Origin of the sequence: Actibacterium sp., from assembly GCF_041584535.1 — a bacterium.
GTDB lineage: Bacteria > Pseudomonadota > Alphaproteobacteria > Rhodobacterales > Rhodobacteraceae > Actibacterium_D.
In genome coordinates, this window is record NZ_JBFHDW010000393.1 from 1 (window position 1) to 1,937 (window position 1,937).

Here is a 1,937-nt window from a genome sequence, read left to right on the forward strand (position 1 = left end):
GCGGCGCGGTTAACGGCGGCGGTGCCCAGAAGCAGATCATGCAGGCCCTGTGCCCGCGCCCCGGTCAGCATCATCAGGATCGACGCCGCCTGCAAAAGCATCGAGGCAAAGAACACCGAGAACAGAACCGTGTGCCAAAAGGCCAGAAACAAGCCCAGCCGCTGACCACGGGCGTCGCGCATCTCGATCGCGCTTAGCCGCATCCCCAACGTGGCCGAACCACCGGCCAAGGTCGCGACGCGATAGACAAAGCCTACCAGCATCATCAGCACCGGGAAAAAGAAGATTCCGGTAAAGGCGGTGAACGGCAGAACCAGCAGCGACAACAGCACGATCAGCACCGTATCGACCACAAAAGCGATCAGGCGCTTGGTCGGCACATCGGCGTAGAACTCGGCGTGAAGGTCAGGGTCGGGCAGACCCCAGTATGGATCGGTCATGTGGGTCATTTAGGCACTTGCGCGAATGATGAAAAGGGGGTGCGCCCGTTTCCGGGCGCACGATGGAATTACTGTTCGGCCGTGGCGGTTTCCGGGGTCTCGCGGGCGCGGTCTTCCATGAAATCGTCGAATTCGGATTTGTCCTTGGCCTCGCGCAGGCGCTGAAGGAAGGCGTCAAAGGCTTGCTGTTCGTCCTCCAACCGGCGCAGCGTATCGGCCTTATAGGCATCGAACGCGGTGTTGCCCGACGAGGTAAAGCCGTGCGGGTGGTGACGGCGATAGGACGAGTGTTTGTGCATTTTACAGCCGGTGAACATGCGCTTGCTCCAGATCATATAGGCCAACAGGGCCAGGCCAACGGGCCAGAAAAAGATGAAACTGACGACCATGGCCGCAATCCACGCGCCTTTGCCGCGCTTGTCCAGCCAAGTTTCGGCCTGCGTGGGCCAGGTTGCGACGGTACTCATTACGAATTCTCTCCCGTGTTGAAGGTTGATGTGAATGTCTTTCACATTGCCTAGATTGGCATTCTCAACTTCCGGGTCAAGAGGTGATGTGAATGAAATTTACATTATTTTTGAAAACCCAGCAAAATCAAAGGGCCGTTGACGGGTTCCCCGTGGCACGGCATCACTTGGCTATGACATTCACAAGCCGTATCACCCGCGCCCCCATCGCTTTTGACGCCGACCGCGCCGCCGAACTGCCCGAGGCGCTGAGCACGCTTGCGCCCGAGCTGCGCGAGTTCTTGCGCGGCACCATAGGGTGCAGCCCCTATCTGAAAGGGCTGATGGAAAAGGAAACCGCGTGGCTTGAGGCGGCTTTGGTCATTGCGCCCGAAGATGCCTTTGCCGACATCCTTGCCGCGATGCGCGCGCTGGAGCTGGATCAGCTTTCCTCGGGGTTGAGACTGGCCAAGCGGAGGGCGGCGCTGCTGATCGCGCTGGCCGATCTGGCCGGGGTCTGGCCGTTGGAAACCGTCACCCGCGCCCTGACCGATCTGGCCGATACGGCGGTGGACACCGCCCTGAAACGGCTGGTCGCCGCCGAGATCGCCCGTGGCAAACTGCCCGGCGCCCGCCCCGAAGACGCCGCGCGCGCTGGCGGCATGGTGGCGCTGTCGATGGGCAAGCAGGGCGCGCATGAGCTGAACTATTCCTCGGACATCGACCTGATCTGCCTGTTCGATCAGGACCAGTTCGACCCCGACGATTATTTCGATGCCCGCGCCAGCTTTATTCGCGCCACCCGCAAGATGACCGCGCTGCTGTCGGACCTGACCGGCGAGGGCTATGTGTTCCGCACCGATCTGCGCCTGCGCCCCGATGCCGGGGTGACGCCGGTCTGCATGGCGATGGACGCAGCGGAACGCTATTACGAAAGCGTCGGCCGCACTTGGGAACGCGCCGCCCATATCAAGGCCCGTCCCGGTGCCGGGGACATCGACGCAGGCTGGGCCTATCTGGACCGTCTGCGGCCGTTTTTCTGGCGCAATCA

2 protein-coding genes and 1 pseudogene are annotated in these 1,937 nt (G+C 61.6%); 1 reads left to right on the forward strand and 2 read right to left on the reverse strand.

The window, feature by feature from the left end; genetic code table 11:
- Positions 1 to 449, reverse strand: a 449-nt coding sequence (locus tag ABYW26_RS14005) for an RDD family protein (RefSeq protein ID WP_372605531.1), incomplete at its 3' end; no start/stop codon positions are given.
- Between the two features lie 59 nt (positions 450 to 508).
- A complete protein-coding gene (locus ABYW26_RS14010) occupies positions 509 to 907 on the reverse strand; it encodes a DUF2852 domain-containing protein (protein ID WP_372605532.1) in 399 nt (132 codons plus the stop codon).
- Between the two features lie 173 nt (positions 908 to 1,080).
- Between ABYW26_RS14010 and ABYW26_RS14015 the strand changes: the two are divergent.
- Positions 1,081 to 1,937: pseudogene (locus ABYW26_RS14015) on the forward strand (glutamine-synthetase adenylyltransferase); the annotation flags it as partial.

Excerpts from the sequence above, each read along its gene's own strand:
- ABYW26_RS14010 (WP_372605532.1), bottom strand. The coding sequence starts at position 907 with ATGAGTACCGTCGCAACCTGGCCCACGCAGGCCGAAACTTGGCTGGAC.